Annotated in this window: 12 protein-coding genes; 7 read left to right on the top strand and 5 right to left on the bottom strand. The window is 37.4% G+C overall.

Features of this window, described 5'->3' with window-relative positions; all coding sequences use genetic code 11:
• Positions 1-216: 216 nt before the first annotated feature.
• Entirely contained in the window at positions 217-2,838 is a 2,622-nt protein-coding gene (alaS, locus tag STRPS_RS01970; RefSeq protein WP_007894615.1) for an alanine--tRNA ligase, read from the top strand.
• A 187-nt stretch (positions 2,839-3,025) separates the two neighbouring features.
• Here alaS and STRPS_RS01965 read toward each other — a convergent pair whose 3' ends face one another.
• The 4 genes from STRPS_RS01965 to nrdH all read right to left on the bottom strand — a co-directional run bounded on the left by STRPS_RS01965 (position 3,026) and on the right by nrdH (position 7,892).
• Positions 3,026-4,264 carry a chloride channel protein gene (locus STRPS_RS01965; protein WP_007894818.1) on the bottom strand — a complete coding sequence of 413 codons (1,239 nt, stop codon included), beginning with the start codon at positions 4,262-4,264 and terminating at the stop codon, positions 3,026-3,028.
• A gap of 139 nt (positions 4,265-4,403) precedes the next feature.
• Entirely contained in the window at positions 4,404-5,363 is a 960-nt protein-coding gene (gene nrdF / locus STRPS_RS01960) for a class 1b ribonucleoside-diphosphate reductase subunit beta (protein WP_007894771.1), read from the bottom strand.
• A gap of 132 nt (positions 5,364-5,495) precedes the next feature.
• On the bottom strand, positions 5,496-7,655 hold the full coding sequence (gene nrdE / locus STRPS_RS01955) for a class 1b ribonucleoside-diphosphate reductase subunit alpha (protein WP_007894803.1): 2,160 nt from the start codon (positions 7,653-7,655) through the stop codon (positions 5,496-5,498).
• 18 nt (positions 7,656-7,673) lie between these two features.
• Positions 7,674-7,892, bottom strand: coding sequence for a glutaredoxin-like protein NrdH (gene nrdH, locus STRPS_RS01950; protein ID WP_007894655.1), 219 nt, complete (start codon positions 7,890-7,892; stop codon positions 7,674-7,676).
• 557 nt (positions 7,893-8,449) lie between these two features.
• Between nrdH and STRPS_RS01945 the strand changes: the two genes are divergently transcribed.
• The 4 genes from STRPS_RS01945 to STRPS_RS01930 all read left to right on the top strand — a co-directional run bounded on the left by STRPS_RS01945 (position 8,450) and on the right by STRPS_RS01930 (position 13,674).
• The gene (locus tag STRPS_RS01945; protein ID WP_003085030.1) at positions 8,450-8,713 is read left to right on the top strand and encodes a phosphocarrier protein HPr; all 264 of its coding nucleotides are present in this window, start codon (positions 8,450-8,452) and stop codon (positions 8,711-8,713) included.
• Between the two features lie 4 nt (positions 8,714-8,717).
• Positions 8,718-10,451: a phosphoenolpyruvate--protein phosphotransferase gene (gene ptsP, locus STRPS_RS01940; RefSeq protein WP_007894703.1), complete on the top strand. Its 1,734-nt coding sequence runs from the start codon at positions 8,718-8,720 to the stop codon at positions 10,449-10,451.
• Positions 10,452-10,791: 340 nt separating this feature from the next.
• Positions 10,792-12,219, top strand: a complete 1,428-nt coding sequence (locus tag STRPS_RS01935) for an NADP-dependent glyceraldehyde-3-phosphate dehydrogenase (RefSeq protein WP_007894814.1) — start codon at positions 10,792-10,794, stop codon at positions 12,217-12,219.
• Positions 12,220-12,387: 168 nt separating this feature from the next.
• On the top strand, positions 12,388-13,674 hold the full coding sequence (locus STRPS_RS01930) for a polysaccharide deacetylase family protein (RefSeq protein WP_007894700.1): 1,287 nt from the start codon (positions 12,388-12,390) through the stop codon (positions 13,672-13,674).
• Between the two features lie 165 nt (positions 13,675-13,839).
• On the opposite strand, the gene STRPS_RS01925 is transcribed toward STRPS_RS01930, so the two are convergent.
• Positions 13,840-14,922 (bottom strand): DEAD/DEAH box helicase, encoded by a 1,083-nt coding sequence (locus STRPS_RS01925; RefSeq protein WP_007894627.1) that lies wholly within the window; start codon positions 14,920-14,922, stop codon positions 13,840-13,842.
• A gap of 154 nt (positions 14,923-15,076) precedes the next feature.
• Between STRPS_RS01925 and udk the strand changes: the two genes are divergently transcribed.
• Complete coding sequence (gene udk / locus STRPS_RS01920) at positions 15,077-15,712, top strand: uridine kinase (RefSeq protein WP_007894681.1); 636 nt, start codon at positions 15,077-15,079, stop codon at positions 15,710-15,712.
• Position 15,713: 1 nt separating this feature from the next.
• A complete protein-coding gene (locus STRPS_RS01915; protein WP_408646527.1) occupies positions 15,714-15,998 on the top strand; it encodes a DUF1294 domain-containing protein in 285 nt (94 codons plus the stop codon).
• The last annotated feature ends 50 nt before the right edge of the window (positions 15,999-16,048 follow it).

Below are 16,048 nucleotides of genomic sequence, written 5' to 3'. Positions count from 1 at the left end.
CATACAACAATAAAGATAATGACAAGTTCATTGAATGGAGGTGGTACCGCGGTTTTCGCCCTCTAGACAGTGCACTTGTCTTTTATTTTGATTAGGAAAAGGAAGGAAAGAAAGTTCTAAGACAAAAGATGAGTTTAAATCGCATCATTTAAAATGTGGTAAGTCAACCTTCTTATAACCATTATTCCTTGTTGAGGAACTTTCTAACACGTAACAATGAAAACTTTAACATCTGCAGAAATTCGTCAAATGTGGTTAGACTTTTGGAAATCAAAAGGTCATGCTATTGAACCTTCAGCTAACCTTGTTCCGGTAAATGATCCTACATTGCTCTGGATCAACTCGGGAGTGGCCACATTAAAAAAATATTTTGATGGTTCCGTAATCCCTGAAAATCCAAGAATTACCAATGCTCAAAAATCTATACGGACAAACGATATTGAAAATGTGGGTAAAACAGCTCGTCATCATACTATGTTTGAGATGCTAGGTAATTTCTCTATTGGGGATTATTTCCGTGATGAAGCTATTGAATGGGGGTTTGAACTCTTAACAAGTCCAGAGTGGTTTGATTTTCCCAAAGATAAACTTTATATGACTTATTATCCGGCAGATACTGATTCTTACAACCGTTGGATTGCATTGGGTGTTGACCCAAGTCACTTGATTCCCTTAGAGGAAAACTTTTGGGAAATTGGTGCGGGTCCTTCAGGTCCAGACACTGAGATTTTCTTTGATCGTGGCCCTGCTTTTGACCCAGAAAACATTGGAATACGTCTTTTGGAAGAGGATATTGAAAATGACCGCTACATTGAGATTTGGAATATTGTTTTGTCGCAATTCAATGCAGACCCTAAAGTGCCTCGTTCTGAATACAAGGAACTTCCTAGTAAAAACATTGATACCGGCGCAGGCTTAGAGCGTCTAGTTGCTGTTATGCAAGGTGCTAAGACAAACTTTGAAACGGATCTCTTTATGCCCATTATTCAGGAAGTTGAGAAACTCTCAGGTAAAACCTATGATCAAGATGGGGATAACATGAGTTTTAAAGTTATTGCGGATCATATCCGTGCACTTTCATTTGCCATCGGTGATGGTGCCCTACCTGGAAATGAAGGCCGTGGCTATGTACTTCGTCGCTTGCTCCGTCGCGCGGTCATGCATGGTCGTCGCTTGGGAATTACGGAGACTTTCCTTTATAAATTAGTTGTGACAGTTGGTCAAATCATGACATCTTACTACCCTGAAATTCTTGAAAAACGTGATTTTATCGAAAAGATCATAAAACGCGAAGAAGAAACCTTTGCCCGGACAATAGATGCAGGGTCAGGTCACTTGGATCAATTGCTAACGCAGTTAAAAGAAGCTGGTAAGGATACACTTGAAGGTAAAGATATCTTTAAATTATACGATACCTATGGTTTCCCAATAGAATTGACTGAGGAAATGGCAGAAGATGCAGGTTATAGAGTTGACCACGAGGGCTTCAAAGCTGCCATGAAAGAACAACAAGATCGTGCCCGTGCTGCTGTTGTTAAAGGTGGCTCTATGGGTATGCAAAATGAAACCTTGGCAGGCATCGTTGAACCGTCAGAATTCTCATATCAGGAAGAGACCTTAGATGCCAAACTTTCTGTTATTATTGTGGATAATGAACGTAGTGAGATGGTTTCTGAAGGTCAGGCCTTACTTGTTTTCGATCGGACACCATTTTATGCTGAGATGGGTGGACAGGTAGCTGATCATGGTCTTATAAAAAATGCAGCCGGCGACGTATTGGCAAAAGTAGTTGATGTGCAAAAAGCGCCAAACGGACAAGCACTCCATACCGTTGAAGTACTTGCAAGTCTTTCTATTAATGCTATCTATACTTTAGATATTGATCATAAACGTCGCTATGCTGTTGAGAAAAATCATACGGCCACTCACTTATTACATGCTGCTCTGCATAAAGTTATTGGTCAACATGCTACTCAGGCAGGCTCATTAAACGAAGAAACCTTTTTACGTTTTGACTTTACCCATTTTGAAGCGGTCACAGCAGAAGAACTTCGTCGGATTGAAGAAGAAGTCAATCAGCAAATTTGGAACGCTCTCTCTGTTACAACCGTTGAAACGGATGTTGATACGGCTAAATCAATGGGGGCTATGGCTTTGTTTGGTGAAAAATATGGTAAACTTGTCCGTGTTGTCACAATCGGCGATTACTCAGCTGAGCTTTGTGGTGGAACTCACCTTGGCAACACATCAGAAATTGGCCTCTTTAAAATCGTTAAAGAAGAGGGCATTGGATCTGGAACACGTCGGATTTTAGCCTTAACTGGTCAACAAGCTTTCGAAGCCTTCCGTCAACGTGAAGATGCCCTCAAAGAAATTGCTGCTAATCTAAAAGCACCACAATTAAAAGAAGTTCCTGCTAAAGTTGCAAGTCTTTCTGAACAGGTTCGTGACTTGCAAAAAGAAAATCATGAACTTAAAGAAAAAGCTGCAGCGGCACAAGCTGGAGATCTCTTTAAAGATGTTAAAAAAGCAAATGGTCATACCTACATTGCTACTGAAGTCGCAGTAGCAGACGCTGGTGCATTACGAACTTTTGCTGATAATTGGAAGCAAAAAGATTATTCAGATGTCTTAGTTCTAGTTGCTGCAATTGGTGAAAAAGTTAATGTACTCGTTGCAAGTAGAGATAAGGCAGTTCATGCTGGTAATCTCATTAAGTCTTTGGCACCAATTGTTTCTGGTCGTGGTGGTGGTAAACCAGATATGGCTATGGCAGGTGGTTCTGATGCGGGCCAAATCCAAGCTTTGCTATTAGCAGTCCCAGAGCTTTTGAAATAATAGGATAAGTGTCTCAGCACTTATTTCTTGATACCGAAAATAAGGTATGGTGTTCTATCGCCTAGGGCATCATGCCTTTTATTAGTTGAAGTCAATGACATAGAAAAATCCCCTTGAAAGCTAGATAATGTCTAACTTTTAAGGGGATTGAGTCATATTTTAGTGGTAGTCGTCACATTACCTTAGCCTAGATTTTTATCTTGAATAGAGAGGATCCTATTTTTTGACAAAGCAGTGCTGATAGAACAGCAATGGCGATAGGCAAAGCGTTCCAAAGAGGTTGGTCAGTAATCTCAAGTAAGAAAAAGACTGCGGCTACTGGTATATTGTTGATGATTGCTAAGAAAAGGGCAGCTCCAATAACGATGGCAAAGGGGATTGAGATATTTGGCAGGTAGGAATTCCAAGCCTGGGCTGCTAGTAAACCAAGTCCACCTCCCATCATCATAGACGGTGCTATTCTGCCTCCGAAAGCTCCAGCATAAAAAGTAACAAGGACAGCAACAGCCTTTGCGCTTAACAGACCACTAACATAAAAAAAATCATATTTAGCATGGAGAAAATAAAGTAAACCAGCTTTGCCATTCCCTAAAATGTGAGGAAAAAAGATACTAAGAATTGCCACAAGTACAAATGAGCTTATGACCCAATAGATGTAAGTAGGGCTTGTTAAATCTCTCTTTGGACTCATTTTAAGTAGGTATTTATAGAAAAAAATAATGATAGCCACGAAGAAACCAAAAAGAGGGGCCCACAGGAATAAAGAGCTATTCCAGTCTAGGGGGCTTAGTTTGTATTGAATCACATTTCCAGACAAGAGTCGAACAGTCCAGACAGCAGTAAATGATGTGATAGCGGCCGATAACACGTGACGTTTTGACCATTTTAAGAGAATATTCTCTATAATGAAAATTGCTGTGGCTAAGGGAGCGTTATAGACAGCACCTAAGGCAGCTCCAGAGGCACAGGCCAGTAGGAGACTTATCTCTTTTTTGTTCAGCTGGAAAAATTGTAACCAAGTGGCTGTGAGAGCAACTGAGACTTCACGAGAAGCTCCTTCACGTCCTAGTGGTGACCCCATAGAAACAGTCACTAATTGTAGTATTCCATGACAAAAGGTTGAGCTTGGATAGACCTTTTCATGATCCTGGACAATTGCCTTAATTGTTTTAAAAGGTTTAAAGTATTTGGCTAAAGCATGCCAACCAAAGGCAGCAACAATTCCTGCTAAAAAGACACTAATAGCGCGACGAAGGGGTGCTACTTTTGCAATTTCTGAACTAAATGAGCCTGAGTGATAACCAAAACTAATAGCTTGAATAAGGTGAATGAGAATAGTTAGTGTACTAGCAACGACTCCTGCTGTAATCCCAGTTAAGAGGAGAAGTAGCAACCATCTGAACTGGTTTTTTATTGATATCTTCATAATATCATTATAACAGAAGCTATTAGCCTTTGAAAGATATGACTATAAGGAAGGTCTAATAGAATAGAGGATTTAACTTTTAGAGATAAGAAAAAGGAACTGAGACGATTATCTTAGTTCCTTTTATATCTAATAGAGGTTAGCGGCCCATATTATAGTCGTCATCTTGCATAGCTTCTACAGAGCCTAACAAATAACCATTTCCGACTTGAGAAAAGAAGTCGTGGTTTGAAGTTCCAGTAGAAATACCATTCATAACGATTGGATTCACGTCATTTGCAGTATCAGGGAAAAGCGGATCTTGGCCGAGATTCATAAGGGCCTTGTTAGCGTTGTAACGTAAGAAAGTCATGACTTCATCAGTCCAGCCAACTTGATCATAGAGGGTTTTAGTGTAGTTTTCTTCGTTTTCATAGAGTTGATAGAGAAGATCATACATCCATTCTCTGAAGGATTCTTGTTCTTCTTCATTTAATTCGTTAAAACCGAGTTGGAACTTATAGCCAATGTAGGTTCCGTGGACAGATTCATCACGGATAATTAATTTGATAATTTCTGCTACGTTTGCTAATTTATTGTTTCCTAGATAGTAAAGGGGAGTGAAAAAGCCAGAATAAAAGAGAAAGGTTTCAAGGTAAGTTGAGGCCACTTTTTTTTGTAAGGCATCTCCGTTTGCATAGATGTCATTAATGATTTTTGCTTTTTTCTGCAAGAATTCATTATTGTTGGTCCATTCAAAAATGTCTTCAATTTCTTTTTTGGTATTCAATGTTGAGAAAATTGAAGAGTAGGATTTAGCATGAACAGACTCCATGAATTGAATATTATTCAAAACAGCTTCTTCATGAGGTGTTCTAATATCAGCACGGATAGCTTCAACACCTGTTTCAGATTGCATAGTATCAAGTAAGGTTAGACCTCCGAAAACTTTACCGACTAAATCTTTTTCTTGATCGGAAAGTTTGCGCCAGTCATCCAAATCATTTGATAGAGGTATTCGTGTATCGAGCCAGAATTGTTCCGTTAATTTTTCCCAAGTTGATTTATCGATGACATCTTCGATTTCATTCCAATTTATTGCTTCATAATAGGTTGTCATAGTATGAGTTCTCCTAAAGAGTATTATCAAGATATAAGCCAGTAACCTATTCTTGAGTAGATTACTGGCAGTTTTATTTTTAAACTGAATGTGATCTATTCAGTTGATGATGTTAGAAGGAACCTTCTAACACTAGATGACACAAGATTCACATTGATTTGCGCCAACTTCTTCCCCATCATCAGTAAAGGTGCGAACATAATAGATTGATTTAATACCTTTATTAAAGGCATAGTTACGAAGAATAGAAAGATCGCGTGTTGTTTGTTTACTTTCTGTTTTCCACTCATAAATCTCTTTTGGCAGCTCACTACGAAGGAAAAGTGTTAAAGATAGGCCTTGATCAACGTGCTGCGTTGCAGCGGCATAGACATCAATCACCTTACGCATATCCATATCATAAGCAGAAGTGTAATAAGGGATTGTATCGGTAGATAGACCATTTGCAGGGTAGTAAATTTTACCAATTTTTTTCTCTTGACGTTCTTCAATTCTTTGGGTTATAGGATGAATTGAAGCAGAGCAGTCATTAATATAGGAGATAGAACCATTAGGAGCGACTGCTAAACGGTTTTGGTGGTAGAGACCATCTTTTTGAACGGCTTGGCGAAGAGCTTGCCAGTCAGAAGCCTGAGGAATAAAATGGTTCTTAAAGAGCTCTTTAACCAAGTCTGATTTAGGAATAAATTGGCCGGTCACATATTTATCAAAGTAAGTTCCATCGGCATATTGTGACTTTTCAAAACCGACAAAAGTTGTGTGACGCTCACGAGCGATGTTGTTTGATTCTACCAAGGTCCAGTAATTCATCAACATAAAGTAGATATCAGTAAATTCTATCGATTCAGGGCTGCCATATTCAATGTGATTTTGTGCTAAGAAGGAGTGGAGACCCATAGCTCCAAGCCCAAAAGTATGTGCTTGTTGGTTACCGTTTTTGATTGTTGGCACAGCTTCAATATGGGAAGAATCGGTCACATAAGTTAAGGCTCTAGTCATGGCTTTGATGGAGCGACCGAAGTCTGGAGAGGTCATCATATTGAGAATATTGGTTGAACCCAGATTACATGAAATATCCGTACCTAGTTCAAGAAATTCTTGAGCATCATTGATAACACTTGGTTTTTGAACCTGTAAAATCTCTGAACAGAGGTTACTCATGATGATTTTGCCATCAATAGGATTTGTTTTGTTTGCCGTATCAATATTGATAATATAGGGATAACCGGATTCTTGTTGTAATTTTGAGATTTCAGTTTCTAAATCACGAGCACGTAGCTTAGTTTTTGTAATATTAGGGTTAGCTACTAGCTCATCATATTTCTCGGTGATATCAATGTAGTTGAAAGCAATGCCATATTCACGTTCTATGTCGTAGGGACTAAACAAGTACATATCGTCATTGTTACGAGCCAATTCATAAAATTTATCAGGAACGGTTAAACCAAGTGATAAGGTCTTAACGCGTACTTTCTCATCAGCATTTTCTTTCTTAGTTGAAAGAAAAGCAATAATATCAGGATGGAAAATATTAAGGTAGACAACACCTGCTCCTTGTCTCTGACCTAATTGGTTAGAGTATGAAAAACTGTCTTCGAAGAGTTTCATAACAGGTACAACGCCAGAAGCAGCACCTGCATAGCCTTTAATAGGGGCACCAGCTTCGCGAAGGTTTGATAAACTAATGCCTACGCCGCCACCGATTCGAGATAATTGCAAAGCTGAGTTAATAGAGCGACCAATTGAATTCATGTCATCAGTAACTTGAATAAGGAAGCAAGAAACCAGTTCTCCACGACGACTACGACCGGCATTCAAGAAAGAAGGAGTAGCTGGCTGATAACGTTGATTAATCATTTCAACTGCTAAATCTTTTGCCAGTTCCTCATTGCCATCAGCATAGTAGAGAGCGTTAAACATGACTCGATCTTCAATACTTTCTAAATAAAAATTGCCGTCATTAGTTTTCAAAGCATATTGTTGGTAGAATTTATAAGCTGCCATAAAAGATTTAAAGCGAAAATTTTCTGATTTTAATATAGTAGCTAATTCTTCAAGAAATTCTGGGCGGTATTTTTGGATAAATGCAGTTTCAATGTAGTCATTTTCCATTAAAAACTTAATCTTATCAGTAATAGATGGAAATTGTTTTGTATTTGGTAATACATTTTCTTCAAAAAAAGCTTTTAAAGCTTCTTTATCCTTGTTTAAAGGAATTGTCCCATTAACAGGACGGTTAATTTCGTTATTTAGGCGAAAATAAGAAATATCGCCAATATCTTTAAGACTCATAAAAATCTTCCTTACTACTTAAATAATTTCTTTTAATTTTGCGGGTTGGAATCCTGAGAAAACCATTTGCTCACTCTCAATGACGGGAGCAGCAGTAAATCCTAAACTTTTAACATAGTCAATTTTTTCAGGATGTTCATCAATGTTAATTTCTTGGAAGCTTGCACCATTTTGTTCTAAGAATTTTTTGGTCATTTTACATTGCATGCAGTTATTTTTTGAATAAAGTGTAATCATAAATAATTTCTCCTTTGCTATTTTCAATACTCTAATAGCATATAAAAATTGTATTTAAAAAGCAAGGTTTTTCTCTGAAAAAAACACAATATTTTGGGGTAGTTATTCAGGTGCGTCACTATATATTGTGTAAAAACTAAATTAGATCAGGATTTAAGAAGACAAGGACAGTGCTCCTCTTTGTTGGGTGATGCAAGGATGATTTGGACATCTTGTCTCATTAAAGGATGTCCTTGAAAATGGGATAGCTGAGTAACGTCAAGAATAGGCAGTGGCTTTGTGAAAAAGAAATAACTATAGAAAATTTCATGAAAACTTTCTGTTGAACTATAGAAAATTTAAGATTGTAAATGAAGATGAGTTGTAAGAACTCTAATAAAGATAGGGCTTTAAGCTAGATTGGAGCTATATGAAAATTTTAGGAAAATTTTAAGTGCTTTTTTCTTGTTAGAAGATTTAATCTTGAAAATAAAAATACAATATGCTATAATCGGTTATTGTAAGGGTTACCATGTGGCGACTCGAAAATACACAACTATTAAAAGGAGAACCATACTATGGCTTCAAAAGATTTTCACATTGTTGCGGAAACAGGAATTCACGCACGTCCAGCAACATTACTAGTTCAAACAGCTAGCAAATTTGCATCTGACATCACTTTAGACTATAAAGGTAAAGCTGTTAACTTAAAATCAATCATGGGCGTAATGAGCCTTGGTGTTGGTCAAGGTGCTGATGTTACAATCACTGCTGAAGGTGCTGACGCTGATGATGCTATTGCAGCTATCGAAGACACAATGACAAAAGAAGGATTGGCATAAGATTATGACAGAAATGCTTAATGGAATTGCAGCTTCAGATGGTGTTGCCGTTGCCAAAGCATATCTACTCGTTCAACCGGATTTGTCGTTTGAGACTGTCACAGTCCAAGATACAAACGCAGAAGAAGCTCGCCTTGATGTAGCATTACAAGCTTCACAAGACGAGCTTTCTGTTATTCGTGAAAAAGCAGTAGAGAGCTTAGGAGAAGAAGCAGCATCAGTTTTTGATGCCCATTTAATGGTTTTAGCTGATCCTGAAATGATTAGCCAGATAAAAGAGACCATTCGTGCAAAACAAACTAATGCAGAAACTGGACTAAAAGAAGTAACGGATATGTTCATCACAATCTTTGAAGGTATGGAAGATAATCCATACATGCAAGAACGTGCAGCTGATATTCGTGACGTTGCCAAACGCGTATTGGCACATCTTTTAGGTGTTAAGTTACCAAATCCTGCTACAATTGATGAAGAATCAATTGTTATTGCGCATGATTTGACTCCTTCTGATACAGCACAATTAAACAAGCAATTTGTTAAAGCCTTTGTTACTAACATTGGTGGACGTACTAGCCATTCTGCTATTATGGCACGTACCCTTGAAATTGCTGCTGTTTTAGGGACAAACGACATTACACAGCGTGTTAAAGACGGTGATATTGTCGCTGTTAATGGGATTACTGGTGAAGTGATCATCAACCCTAGCCAAGATCAGATTGTTGCTTTTAAAGAAGCAGGTGCTGCATATGCTAAACAAAAAGCTGAATGGGCGTTATTAAAAGATGCTGAAACTGTTACAGCCGACGGTCAGCATTTTGAACTTGCAGCTAATATTGGTACCCCAAAAGATGTTGAAGGTGTCAATGACAATGGTGCTGAAGCAGTTGGTTTATACCGTACAGAGTTCCTATATATGGATTCACAAGATTTCCCAACTGAAGATGAACAGTATGAAGCCTACAAAGCTGTTTTAGAGGGCATGAATGGTAAACCTGTTGTTGTCCGTACAATGGACATCGGTGGAGATAAGGAATTACCATATTTTGATCTTCCAAAAGAAATGAACCCATTCTTAGGTTATCGTGCCCTTCGTATCTCAATTTCTGAAACAGGAGATGCTATGTTCCGTACACAGATTCGTGCCTTGTTACGCGCTTCTGTTCACGGTCAACTGCGTATCATGTTCCCTATGGTTGCACTCCTGAAAGAATTCCGTGCAGCGAAAGCTGTTTTTGAGGAAGAAAAAGCGAAACTTACAGCTGAAGGAATTGCAGTTTCAGAGGATATTCAAGTTGGTATTATGATTGAGATACCGGCGGCAGCAATGTTAGCCGACCAATTTGCCAAAGAAGTTGATTTCTTCTCAATTGGAACAAATGATTTGATTCAATATACAATGGCTGCTGACCGTATGAATGAACAAGTTTCATATCTTTATCAACCTTATAACCCATCGATCCTACGCTTAATTAATAATGTCATTAAAGCGGCTCATGCTGAAGGTAAATGGGCTGGGATGTGTGGTGAAATGGCTGGTGATCAACAAGCTGTTCCATTGCTTGTTGGTATGGGCTTAGATGAGTTTTCAATGTCGGCTACCTCGGTATTACGTACACGGAGCTTAATGAAAACTCTTGATATTGCTAAAATGCGCGAATATGCACAACGTGCATTGACAGAATGTTCTACAGCTGAAGAAGTGCTTGACTTAGCAAAAGATTACTTACCAGAAAATTAATCTAAGAGGTTGGAGAACCGACTTCTCAGATTGAAGAAAAAGTCCAATTTGGACCATTTTCTTCAATCTTTTTTTGTTGGATTCGCTACTAAAAACGTTTATAGATACTGCTGCTATAGTCTTTATAAGAGCTATTGTTAAATTTGCAAACTTCTGACATTTCCAAAACTTTAACTTTGCATAGGTTTCTTAAATTTTAAGAAGTTGGAGAACCAAGGTTTTTACAACTATTTTGATGAATCAAATTGTTTTAATATTCTGAAAATAACTATATCAGATGTTTGAATTATCCTGAAAAAGTGTTAGAATAGATATATTATCTAAAAAGGAGATAAGTAATTTGACTAAACAGTATAAAAATCTTGTTAATGGAGAATGGAAACTTTCTGAAAATGACATCAAGATTTATGCACCAGCAACTGGGGAAGAATTAGGTTCTGTTCCAGCTATGTCAACTGATGAAGTAGATTTTGTCTATGAATCAGCTAAAAAAGCCTTTCCAGCTTGGCGTAGTTTATCATATGTGGAGCGCGCGGCGATTCTACATAAAGCAGCAGATATTTTAGTTAGAGATGCAGAAAAGATTGGTGCTATTCTTTCTAAAGAGGTGGCAAAAGGTCACAAAGCAGCTGTAAGTGAAGTTGTTCGTACGGCTGAAATTATCAACTATGCTGCCGAAGAAGGCATCCGTATGGAAGGGGAAGTGCTTGAAGGTGGTAGTTTCGAAGCCTCAAGTAAGAAAAAAATTGCTATTGTTCGGCACGAACCTGTAGGTCTAGTATTAGCTATCTCGCCATTTAATTATCCGATTAATTTAGCAGGTTCAAAAATCGCCCCTGCTTTAATTGCCGGTAACGTTGTTGCTCTTAAACCGCCAACACAAGGTTCTATTTCTGGTTTGCTACTGGCAGAAGTCTTTGCTGAAGCAGGAGTACCGGCAGGTGTCTTTAATACGATAACAGGCCGTGGTTCTGTTATTGGGGATTACATTGTTGAACACGAAGCTGTTAACTTTATTAATTTTACAGGTTCGACACCTGTTGGCGAACATATCGGTCAATTAGCTGGTATGCGTCCAATTATGCTTGAACTGGGTGGTAAAGACTCAGCAATCGTCTTAGAAGATGCGGATTTAGCTTTGGCTGCTAAGAATATTGTTGCTGGTGCTTTTGGCTACTCTGGACAACGTTGTACAGCAGTTAAACGTGTCTTAGTTATGGATAGCGTTGCCGATGAGCTAGAAAAACATGTTTGCAACTTAGTTTCCAAACTAAGCATTGGTATGCCAGCTGACGATGCTGATATTACTCCTTTGATTGATACTAAGGCTGCTGACTTTGTTGAAGGTTTAATTGAAGATGCTAATGCTAAAGGTGCAAAAGCTTTAACAGAAATCAAACGTGAGGGAAATCTTCTTTCACCAGTTGTTTTTGACCATGTCACAACTGATATGCGTTTAGCGTGGGAAGAACCATTTGGACCAGTTTTACCATTTATTCGTGTGAAGTCTGTCGAAGAAGCAATTGAGATTTCAAACGCTTCGGAATATGGTTTGCAGGCATCAGTATTTACTAATAACTTCCCTCAAGCTTTTGCAATTGCTGAGCAACTAGAAGTTGGTACCGTTCATCTTAACAATAAAACGCAACGTGGGACAGACAATTTCCCATTCCTAGGTGCTAAAAAATCAGGTGCGGGTGTACAAGGGGTTAAATATTCAATTGATGCCATGACAAACTTAAAATCAATTGTTTTTGATATTGCCTAATGACGCTAAAATACCCCCCAAAAAAACAAGTTTTCAATGAAAGCTTGTTTTTTAAATTGTTTTTAATTTTTGGAATAATTTAACTGAAATTCCTGAAAAATGCCACATTTTTTCCGTTTATTTCCCTTACCTATTGTGTTAAAATATCAAAGTAGTTAAGGAGAAAATATGAAAAAAATTCCATACTTCATTATCGCTTTTTTTCTAGTCATTGGTCTTGGCATAGCAACTTATGTTTACCATGACAAGCAAATGCAGAAACAAATCGCAAATATAGTAGAAACCGAGAAGCAGGTTGACGGTTCAGAAATAAAATCAACTAAAGTTTTAAAGGAAGGTAATAAACAATTTTATTACTTAGCACCCTTAAAGGATAATAGTGTCTTCTATAAAGAAAATCTACCTTTATCTTTCTACCAAAATTTAAGTGATAAAAAAGAAATAATTTTTATTAAGCCAGAATTTAAAGATACCCCTTTAGAAAATGTTAAAAAAGTCTTTATTCACCAAATTACCTATAAAAAAGGCTTGTTTAAGATTACTAAAAAATCGGATAAGGTTATTAGCAGTTATCATTTAAAATCTGATTATAGTCAGTTTAAAGTGACTGACTTAGTCAATGGTCATATTGATCGGATCGCTCAAGAAATTAAAAAGTTGGATCCTGACACAGTTTTTGATCCTAGTATCATGGGAAACCTTTCTGAACAGAAGAAGGGTAAACTAACAGATAGCTTGTTGATTAGTGAAAAAGGAATTATTATTCAAGATAAGAAACTTATTCCCTTCCAAAATGTGTTTGATGTGATTAATCCTCATTATCTGAAGGGACAAATAAAAAAAGACTATGAAGACTATCTGAAGAAGAAAAAAGAAGAGGCGAAGGCTAAAGTTTCTAAAGAAAAAATGGTTGCTCTAACCTTTGACGATGGACCAAATCCTGCAACCACTCCTAAGGTTTTAGAACTCTTAAGTAAATATGGTGCTAAAGCAACCTTCTTTATGATGGGATCCAAAATTGCTGGAAATGAGGCACTAGTCAAGAAGGTACATGATTTAGGCAATGATATTGGTAATCATTCTTGGGATCATCCCAACTTAACTAAGTTGAGTCCAGATCAAGTTAAATCACAAATACAATCAACTAATGATGCTATAGTGAAAGCCTGTGGTCAAAAACCTGTCTACCTAAGGCCACCATACGGTGCAACAAATGATATGGTAAAACAAGCCTCTGGTATGAGCCAGATGCTCTGGACAGTGGATACTCGTGATTGGGAAAATCATAGTACTGAAGGGATTATGTCCAATATTAAGAGTCAACTACAACCTGGTGGCGTTATTTTGATGCATGACATTCATCAAACATCAGTAGATGCTTTACCGACTGTTTTGGAGTACCTAAAAAAAGAAGGCTATCAATGTGTAACGCTTAGTCAATTGATGGGAGAATAAAACAGTAAGTTGTTTGTTTACAAATGAAATAAACAACCTCCAATTGATATGTTCCCCTTTCACTAGATCGTCCAGTGAAAGGGGTTTTTGTATGAAAGTAAAAAAAGATTAAAGAAAATTGCTCGTTTTGGGCCTTTTCTTCAATCTAAAACTTAAATAAAGCTTTTATTTTCCTTGTAATTTTTGGTTACGCAAGATTAATTCTGAGACGGGGGCGAATTTTTTTAACTTTTTGATATCTTCGGGGTGGCTGACTAAGGTAATAACGACCCCTTTGTTGCCCATTCTACCAGTCCTACCAGCTCGATGAGTGTAATTTTCCTTATCACGCGCTACTTCAAAATGAATGACGTACTCAAGTTGATCAATATCGATGCCTCGAGCAACTAAATCAGTAGCTAGTAAGAGCGAAATGTCATAATTCTTAAACTTTTCAAGAATTGCTTTGCGGAACTTGACATTGATATCACTAGCCAGTGAAACAGCATTTGTTCCCATATACTGCAATTTTTCTTCACTTGCTCCTAAGTCAGATAAACTATTGAAGAAAACTAGGGCCCGAAAGTTAGGGATATTGGCGAATTTTCGTAAGAGGTCAAGACGGTCGCGTTTGTCCACCGTGATATAGTAGTGCTCAATAGAAGTTAATTCTTGGCTAGAGAGATCAACAGTTACGGTGTCAGCAGCTAAAACGTCTTTTGAAACCTTATCGGTTGCGCTCATGTAGATCATCTGGTGATTCTTAGGGACATGGTGAGAAATTTTTTGAACAAATCGGTATTGTGAGTCACCTAGAAGTTCATCAAATTCATCTAACACAATGGTATCAACATTCATCATTTTAATTTTTTTATGCTGAATCAATTCATAGACGCGACCTGGAGTTCCAATTATAATTTGAGGCCCTTTTTTGAGGCGGTCAATTTGTCTTTTCTGACTTGTACCAGAGATAAAGAGTTGTGCGACTATTCCTAGTGGCTCAGCCCATTCTTTCGTGACGTCAAATAGTTGCCCAGCTAATTCTGTATTTGGGGCTAGAATTAATAATTGCTGGGCTTTCTTACTTTCAATTTTTAATAGACTTGGCAAGAGATAGGCCAAGGTTTTACCAGTTCCAGTTGGGCTAATACCAAGTACATTTTTTCCTTGGCGAATAGGTTCAAAAACTTGTTCTTGAATAGGAGTTAATTGTGTTATTCGACTCTGGGTAAGTTGATCCTGCCAACTTTTTGGAAATTCTTTTATCATTCTAGGTCCTTTTAATTTTCTTACCATCTATTATAGCATGAAATAGGATTAGTTTCTAAGTATAGTTAATCTCAAATTTAAAATTGGATGAGATAGCCATATTGTTTGAATTTTGGTAAAATATAGCGAAGACTTTTTAGAGATGGAGTAAAGAATGAACAAGAAACCGATTATCATTGGTGTTACCGGCGGATCTGGAGGCGGAAAAACAAGTGTATCACGAGCCATTCTAGATCATTTTCCTAATGCACGAATTGCTATGATTCAACATGATTCTTATTATCGGGATCAAGCTCATTTAAGTTTTGAAGAAAGAGTAAAGACCAATTATGATCACCCCTTAGCTTTCGAAACTGATTTTATGATTGAACAGCTGAAAGAATTATTAGAAGGGCGCCCTGTTGATATTCCGATATATGATTACAAAGCCCATACTCGAAGTCCTAAAACCTTCCGTCAGGAACCTCAAGACGTTATTATTGTTGAAGGTATTTTGGTATTAGAAGATGAGCGCTTACGTCAGTTAATGGATATCAAACTTTTCGTTGATACTGATGATGATATTCGAATTATTCGTCGTATTAAACGTGATATGATGGAACGTGGTAGAAGTTTAGATAGTATTATTGAACAGTACACAAGCGTTGTTAAACCTATGTACCATCAATTTATTGAGCCAAGTAAACGTTATGCAGATATTATTGTTCCTGAAGGTGTGAGTAATGTCGTAGCTATTGATTTAATTAACACGAAAATTGCAAGTATATTAGCGGAATATCAAGGTGACTAATTTGAAAGGAATTTTAGTAGTTCTCAGTGTATTGTTGTTATGGAACGTGATTGTTTTTGTGGTGTATGGGATTGATAAAGGCAGAGCCATTAAAGGCCGATGGCGTATCTCAGAATCAACTTTAATTATAATTACTCTGCTTTTTGGGGGCTTAGGTGCCTGGCTTGGTGCAAAAGTATTTCACCATAAAACACAGAAATGGTACTTTCAAGTGGTTTGGTTCTTAGGTATAGTTATCCTTGTGATACTAGGATATTTTAGTTATCTTTATTATTGTTGCAATTAAGCTATTGAAAGTAGGCTATTCAAGTTTTGGATAGCAAAGGTAATACTTAA

It is taken from the genome of Streptococcus pseudoporcinus LQ 940-04 (genome assembly GCF_000188035.1).
In the GTDB taxonomy this organism is placed as follows: domain Bacteria; phylum Bacillota; class Bacilli; order Lactobacillales; family Streptococcaceae; genus Streptococcus; species Streptococcus pseudoporcinus.
Note: the sequence above shows the minus strand (reverse complement) of the source record. Positions and strands in the feature narration are given on the sequence as shown.

Excerpts from the sequence above, each read along its gene's own strand:
- nrdH (WP_007894655.1), bottom strand. The coding sequence starts at position 7,892 with ATGATTACACTTTATTCAAAAAATAACTGCATGCAATGTAAAATGACC.
- STRPS_RS01945 (WP_003085030.1), top strand. The coding sequence starts at position 8,450 with ATGGCTTCAAAAGATTTTCACATTGTTGCGGAAACAGGAATTCACGCA.
- STRPS_RS01925 (WP_007894627.1), bottom strand. The coding sequence starts at position 14,922 with ATGATAAAAGAATTTCCAAAAAGTTGGCAGGATCAACTTACCCAGAGT.
- alaS (WP_007894615.1), top strand. The coding sequence starts at position 217 with ATGAAAACTTTAACATCTGCAGAAATTCGTCAAATGTGGTTAGACTTT.
- udk (WP_007894681.1), top strand. The coding sequence starts at position 15,077 with ATGAACAAGAAACCGATTATCATTGGTGTTACCGGCGGATCTGGAGGC.
- nrdF (WP_007894771.1), bottom strand. The coding sequence starts at position 5,363 with ATGACAACCTATTATGAAGCAATAAATTGGAATGAAATCGAAGATGTC.
- STRPS_RS01965 (WP_007894818.1), bottom strand. The coding sequence starts at position 4,264 with ATGAAGATATCAATAAAAAACCAGTTCAGATGGTTGCTACTTCTCCTC.
- ptsP (WP_007894703.1), top strand. The coding sequence starts at position 8,718 with ATGACAGAAATGCTTAATGGAATTGCAGCTTCAGATGGTGTTGCCGTT.
- nrdE (WP_007894803.1), bottom strand. The coding sequence starts at position 7,655 with ATGAGTCTTAAAGATATTGGCGATATTTCTTATTTTCGCCTAAATAAC.
- STRPS_RS01930 (WP_007894700.1), top strand. The coding sequence starts at position 12,388 with ATGAAAAAAATTCCATACTTCATTATCGCTTTTTTTCTAGTCATTGGT.